This is a genomic window from Microbacterium sp., assembly GCF_047972865.1.
GTDB lineage: Bacteria > Actinomycetota > Actinomycetes > Actinomycetales > Microbacteriaceae > Microbacterium.
Genome location: NZ_JBKEAY010000072.1, coordinates 58,644 through 65,072, shown reverse-complemented (window position 1 = coordinate 65,072; position 6,429 = coordinate 58,644). Strand labels below are relative to the sequence as shown.

The following is a 6,429-nucleotide window of genomic DNA, read 5'->3' as shown; positions in this document are numbered from 1 at the left end:
GCGACGTAGGCCGAGAGGTCGTCGGTCACAGCCATCCCTTCTCCTCCAGGTGCTCGGTCAGCCGCGTCCGCACGTGCGCGGCGTCGATGAAGCTCGTCACCGGGACCATGACGGGGGCGAGGTCGCCGAGTTCGTCGAGGTAGGTGGGTTGCGCCACGACGACATCCGCCGTCATGCCGCGCGCCGATCCGGCATCGGTGTGGGAGATCGTGAACTCCACGCCCATCTCGCGCAGCACCTTCTCGGCGGTGGTGCGCAGGATGAGGCTGGACCCCATGCCCGCACCGCACACGGCGAGCACGACCATCGGGCTCGGACGATCCGCGCGGGCACCCGCCCCTGGGGCGGCGCCGCCGGGCGCGGCACCCGCCATCGCCGTCGCGCGGGCGCCGGACACGGGGGACGTGGCCACGGGCGCGGCCTCGTCGACGTGGGTGGCCGCGGGCGCGGTGCGGGTGCGGCCCATCACGAGCAGCACGACCACGGTGACCGCCAGCACGCCGCCGGCGATCACCCAGATCGCCCCGGCGCCCAGCGGCGACAGCAGCGCACCGGCCCCGATCAGCAACCACCCCACGGCGAACCAGTCCGGGTCGGCGAGCGTGGCCAGTTCGGGTGCCGTGCCGCTGTAGAGCTGCCACGACAGCCACTGACCGAACGCCAGCAGGATGCCGTTGAGCACACCGCCGAACACCGCCCCGCGCCAACCGGCGACCGCGTTGCCGAACACGCCGCCGGCACCGCCCCCGAAGAAGAGCATGATCATCGGCGGCACGAGCACGAACCAGCCGGCGGCGGCGAACACGCCCATGAGCAGCAGGAACACGACGGACGAGGTGAGGAAGCCGACCATCACGGCGGTGGGGGCTCTGGTGAACGTCACCGGGATGTCCAGCGCGGGGCGCGCCCCCGGCAGCGCCTTCTCGGACAGTCCCTTGAACGCGGGCACGATCTCGGCGAGGAACATGCGCACCCCGAACAGCAGGATCGCGATACCGGCGGCGAACCGGAGCGCCTGCAGCAGCCCCCACACCCACGGCAGCACCGTCGAGGAGCCCATCTGCGCGCTGACGACCTCGGGGTCGGCGAACGCGATCGCGACGAGCATGATGACGCCGATCACGAACGCCGTGGACACGTTGATGTCCTTGAAGAACGACAGCGCCTTCGGCAGCGTGAGGTTCTCGGCGTTGTGGCGCACCGGGTCGCCCAGGCGCAGCGCGCGGGCACCGTACCCGGTCGCGACGGCGAGCGTCGAGGTGGTGTGGGCCAGGCCCACCGAGTCGTCACCCATCACCTTGCGCATGAGCGGCTCGGTCCACAGCGGTTGCAGCACCCAGTAGCAGCCGATCACGATCGCGCCCACCCCGGCGAGCGTCCACCGGTCGACGTCGCCGAAGGCCTCGACGAAGCTGGCGGCGATGACGACGGCCATCCAGTACATGAGGTGGCCGGTGAGGTAGACGAACCGCGCGGCGGGGAAGATGCGCACCAGCAGCAGGTGCACGACGAACCCACCCGCGATGATGACGGGCACGACCGATCCGGCACCGGCGGTGAACTCGGCCAGGCTCGAGGCCGCGGTCGGCGGTTGCAGGCCGACGGCGCTGGAGACGATGGCCTGGAAGCTCAGCAAGCCGCCGACGAAGATGTCGATGCCGATGTTGAGGATGACGACGCCGATCGTCGCGCGCAGGCTCCCGGCCACCACCTCCTCCACCGGCTTGCGCTGCAGTAGCAGGCCGATCAGCGCGATGATCCCGATCAGCAGCGCAACCTGGCTGAACAGGTTGTCCGTGATGGTCTGGACGATGTCCAAAGCGACATCCATGTCGACTCCTTCCGAGTGGTCTATACCGCCGTAATGGTATAGACCACTCTCTCGATTGTCCACCACCTGCTCACTCGTCCTGTTCATCTGTGCAACGCGCAGGCTGACGAACCGGGGGCGACGCGGGGTTATCGTGAAGGAATGGACGAATCCCCGCCCCGCCCACACCGGGCGGCGGTCGTCTACAACCCGGTGAAGGCCGACGGACCGGCGCTGCGCCGGCTGGTCCGCGCCGAGTCGGAGCGCAACGGCTGGGACCCGCCCGACTTCTTCGAGACGACCGTCGACGACCTCGGCGACGGTGTGGCCCGGCAGGCGCTGGCCGGCCGGCCGGATGCCGTCCTGGTCGCCGGCGGCGACGGCACCGTGCGCGCCGTGAGCGAGGCGATGGCCGGCACCGGCATCCCCCTCACCATCATCCCCAGCGGCACGGGCAACCTGCTGGCGCGCAACCTGCGCCTCCCGCTGGAATCCCCCGGGCCGATGGTGCGGGCGACCTTCGCCGGCCGCACCCGCGACATCGACGTCGGATTCGCCAAGCTCACCCGCGCCGACGGCGACACCGAGGAGCGCGCGTTCGTGGTGATGGGCGGCATGGGCCTGGACGCACAGATGATCGCCAACACGAGCGGCAAGATGAAAAAACGTGTCGGCTGGGTGGCGTACGTCGACGGTGCGGCGAAGTCGCTCGTGGGCGCCCGGCCGTTCCCCATCATCTTCCAGCTGCCCGGACAGCGGATGCTGCGCGCCCAGATCCACAGCGTCGTCTTCGCCAACTGCGGTTCGCTGCCCGCCGGGCTGGAACTGATCCCGGAGGCCTCCTTCACCGACGGGCAGCTCGACATCGCCGTCTTCCAGCCCAAGACCCCGCTCGGCTGGCTGCTGGTGTGGCGCCGGGTCGCGTGGGACAACAGCGTGCTGCGCCGGTTCCGCGCCGGCCGCCGCATCCTGCGGTTGCGCACCCGCGACAACACCGTGCGCTACGCGCGCGGCGCGGGCATCGACGTGGCCGCGCAGGGCCCGCACCCCGTGCAGCTGGACGGCGACGCCTTCGGCGAAGCGACCCACCTGCGCGTGCGAGTGGCCCCCGGCGCGCTGCGCGTCGCCCTCCCCGCCGAGGCCGCCTCGTGACGTCACTGGTCTGGCTGCGCGACGACCTGCGGATCGCCGACAACCCGGCACTGCACGCCGCCGTGGCCCGCGGCGAACCGGTCGTCGTGCTGTTCGTGCTCGATGAGCAGTCCCCCGGCATCCGTCCCCTCGGCAGCGCGGCGCGCTGGTGGCTGCACGGCAGCCTCACCGCGCTCGCCGCGACCCTCGCCGCGCGCGGCGGCACGCTCGTGCTCCGCCGTGGTCCGGCGGCGATCGTCGTCCCCGACGTCGTTCACGAGGCGGGCGCGTCGGCGGTGTTCTGGAACCGCCGCTACGGCGGACCGGAACGAGAGGTGGATGCCGGCATCAAGGCGCGTCTGCGCGCCGACGGACTCGAAGCGATGTCGTTCGCAGCATCCCTGCTGCACGAACCGTGGACCGTGCGCACCGGCGCCGGTACCCCGTACGCCGTGTTCACCCCGTTCTGGAACGCCTGTCTGGCCGCGCCCCCGCCGCGCAGGCCCCTGCCGGAACCGGCCGAGATGCCGGCCCCGCCGCCTGAGGTCGGCAGCGACGACCTGGACGCGTGGGACCTGCTCCCCCAACGCCCCGACTGGGCGGCCGGCCTGCGCAAGCGCTGGAGCCCGGGGGAGCCCGCCGCGCACGATCGGCTGCGCACCTTCCTCGACGAAGACAGCGCCGGCTACGACCGCGCCCGCGACGAACCCGCCGCCGAGGCCACCTCGTTGCTGTCGCCGCGGCTGCGGTGGGGTGAGCTCAGCCCGCACCAGGTGTGGCACGCCGCGATCGCCGCCGGGGCCCCGGCCACGTTCCTGCGCGAACTCGGGTGGCGCGAGTTCGCCTGGCACACGCTGTTCCACGCCCCCGACCTGGCGACCCGCAACCTCCGGCCCGAGTTCGACCGGTTCCCCTGGCCGGAGCCGTCCGCCGCGGCCCGCGACGCCTGGCAGCGCGGCTCCACCGGAATCGCGCTGGTTGACGCCGGGATGCGAGAGCTGTGGCACACCGGGTTCATGCACAACCGTGTGCGGATGGTGGCCGCGTCGTTCCTCGTGAAGAACCTGCTGGTGCACTGGCGACACGGTGAGACCTGGTTCTGGGACACGCTCGTCGACGCCGACCCGGCCGCCAACCCGTTCAACTGGCAGTGGGTGGCCGGGTCGGGCGCCGACGCCGCCCCGTACTTCCGCGTGTTCAACCCCGACCTGCAACGCACGAAGTTCGACCCCGACGGCGCGTATGTCGCCCGGTGGGCGGCGGCTCCGGCATCTCTCCCCCCGATCGTCGACCTGCGCGCCACCCGGCAGGCCGCACTGGCCGCGTACGACAGCATGCGCCGCGGAATGCCGGGAGCGGCGGGCCGGTTGCAATCAGCGTGAGCATCGCCCTGTCCGTCCTCGACCTCGTTCCCGTGCGCACCGGGCAGACCAGCGCGCAGGCGATGGCCGCGTCGCTCGACCTGGCCCGCCGCGCCGACGACCTCGGCTACCGTCGGTACTGGTTCGCCGAACACCACAACATGCCCGCCGTCGCCTCGACCGTGCCGCCGGTGCTGGTATCGGCCGCGGCGGCGCGAACGAACCGCATCCGGGTCGGCTCCGGCGGCGTCATGCTCCCCAACCACGCACCGCTGATCGTCGCCGAGCAGTTCGCCGCCCTCGAGGCCCTCGCCCCGGGCCGCATCGATCTCGGACTCGGGCGAGCGCCGGGCAGCGACCCGGTGATCACCCAGTTGCTGCGCCAGTCCGGCACCACCGGCGATGTGGACCGGTTCCCCGACAACGTGCGCGACATCGCGTCGCTGCTGACCGCGGAGGGCGCGACGGTGCGGTTCACCTCCGGCGGCACGTACGACGTCCACGCCACGCCGGCCGCCGTGGGCACCCCGGAGCTGTGGCTGCTGGGATCGAGCGACTACTCGGCGCAGCTGGCGGCGGCCCTCGGCCTGCCGTACGTGTTCGCGAACCACTTCTCCGGCGACGGACTGGAGCGCGCCCTCGACCTGTACCGATCGCAGTTCCAGCCGAGCGAGACGCTCGACGCGCCCCACACGTTCCTCACCGCCAACGCGGTGGCGGCGGCGTCCGACGACGAAGCGGATTCCCGCATGCTGCCGCAGGCGCGCATGATGGCCCGGCTGCGCGGCAACCGCCCGCTGGTGCCGCTGGAGACGGTGGAACAGGCCGCCGCCGCCGAGGCGTCCGACGGGCTGGCCGGCCCGATGCTCGACGGCATCCGCCGGCGCTGGTTCATCGGCACCGGCCCCGATGTGCGCGACCGGGTGGCGCGCTTCGCCGCGGCGCACGGTGTCGACGAGGTGATGATCTCGCCGGTGGCCGCCGCGCGCGACACCGAGCCCCTCGACGCCGCCTCCGGCCGCATCCAGACCCTCGAGCTGCTCGCTGCGTGAGCGCTCGTCAGGACTCGGGTGCGCCGGAGAGGAGCCCGCGCAGCCAGTCGCGCGCCTCGACGAACACGTCGTCGGAGTAGCGGTCCGGGTAGTGCACGACCTGCCGGTCGGCGCGCGGGTACGACCCCAGGTAGATCACCCGCGGGCTGAACCGTCGCAACCCCAGCATGGCGTCGGCCACGCGCTCGTCGTGGATGTGGCCGTCGGCATCGATGACGAACCGGTACCGGCCCAGGGCGTCGCCGATGGGGCGGGAGGCCAGCATCGAGAGGTTGATGCCGCGGGTGGCGAACTGCTCCAGCAACTCCATCAGCGCGCCGGGATACTCCTCGGGCAACTCGACGATCAGGGAGGTCTTGTCGGCACCGGTCGGCGCCGGCGGCGCCACCGTGCGGGCCACCAGCACGAACCGGGTGACCGCGCGCGAGTTGTCGCCGATGTCCTCGGCGAGCAGGTCCAGGTCGTAGTGGTCGAGGATGCCGGGGGGCGCGATGGCCGCGTCGGCGTCGCTGGAGCCATCGACCAGTCCCACGGCCGAGGCGACGTTGCTCGCGGCGGGCAGGTGCGAGTGCTCGGGAAGGGTCGCGGTCAGCCATTGCAGGCACTGCGCGTAGGCGACCGGATGCGCAGCCACGAGCGACACGTCGCCCAGTCGCGTGCCGCGCCGCCCCACCAGCACGAAGTTCACCGGAACGAGGTACTCGCCGACGATCCGCACGCCCGGCATCGTCGCCAGCGCGTCCTGCGCCGTCGACACCCCGCCGTCGACGGAGTTCTCGATCGCGATCATCGCGGCATCCGAGCGACCCGACACGACGCCGCTGAGTGCCTCGCCCACATTGCGGACCGGATGCCAGATCTGACCGCGCGCCTCGGGGACCTGCCGCAGCGCCGCCTCCGTGAACGTGCCCGCGGGGCCCAGGTAGCTGTAAGTACGGCGCTCGGCAGTGGTCACCCGCACAGCCTAGTCGCCGTGCCCGCGGCGCTCCGGCTCGCTAGGCTCGGGGCGTGACCTCGCCCTGAGGATCCCCCACCCGCATTCCCCGTCCCCCACAGAAGAGGCAGACTGGTTCCC

Annotated in this window: 5 protein-coding genes; 3 read left to right on the top strand and 2 right to left on the bottom strand. The window is 72.2% G+C overall.

The genetic code is table 11. The features are described 5' to 3' along the window. Positions 1 to 25: 25 nt before the first annotated feature. Complete coding sequence (locus ACK5KK_RS04750) at positions 26 to 1,831, bottom strand: PTS transporter subunit IIC (RefSeq protein ID WP_416888942.1); 1,806 nt, start codon at positions 1,829 to 1,831, stop codon at positions 26 to 28. Between the two features lie 141 nt (positions 1,832 to 1,972). Between ACK5KK_RS04750 and ACK5KK_RS04745 the strand changes: the two genes are divergently transcribed. Genes ACK5KK_RS04745 through ACK5KK_RS04735 form a run of 3 tightly spaced genes read left to right on the top strand, consistent with a single transcriptional unit; the run spans position 1,973 to position 5,354 of the window. Further along, positions 1,973 to 2,962 carry a diacylglycerol/lipid kinase family protein gene (locus ACK5KK_RS04745; protein ID WP_416888941.1) on the top strand — a complete coding sequence of 330 codons (990 nt, stop codon included), beginning with the start codon at positions 1,973 to 1,975 and terminating at the stop codon, positions 2,960 to 2,962. Next, positions 2,959 to 4,323 (top strand): cryptochrome/photolyase family protein, encoded by a 1,365-nt coding sequence (locus ACK5KK_RS04740; protein WP_416888940.1) that lies wholly within the window; start codon positions 2,959 to 2,961, stop codon positions 4,321 to 4,323. Before ACK5KK_RS04745 ends, ACK5KK_RS04740 begins: the two co-directional genes overlap by 4 nt. Then, positions 4,314 to 5,354 (top strand): LLM class flavin-dependent oxidoreductase, encoded by a 1,041-nt coding sequence (locus tag ACK5KK_RS04735; RefSeq protein ID WP_416888945.1) that lies wholly within the window; start codon positions 4,314 to 4,316, stop codon positions 5,352 to 5,354. Before ACK5KK_RS04740 ends, ACK5KK_RS04735 begins: the two co-directional genes overlap by 10 nt. Before the next feature lie 7 nt (positions 5,355 to 5,361). Here ACK5KK_RS04735 and pheA read toward each other — a convergent pair whose 3' ends face one another. Continuing rightward, positions 5,362 to 6,309, bottom strand: coding sequence for a prephenate dehydratase (pheA, locus tag ACK5KK_RS04730; protein WP_416888939.1), 948 nt, complete (start codon positions 6,307 to 6,309; stop codon positions 5,362 to 5,364). Positions 6,310 to 6,429 lie beyond the last annotated feature (120 nt).

Bases quoted from the DNA above. Each gene is read 5' to 3' on its own strand.
- ACK5KK_RS04750 (WP_416888942.1), bottom strand. From the start codon at position 1,831: ATGGATGTCGCTTTGGACATCGTCCAGACCATCACGGACAACCTGTTC.
- ACK5KK_RS04745 (WP_416888941.1), top strand. From the start codon at position 1,973: ATGGACGAATCCCCGCCCCGCCCACACCGGGCGGCGGTCGTCTACAAC.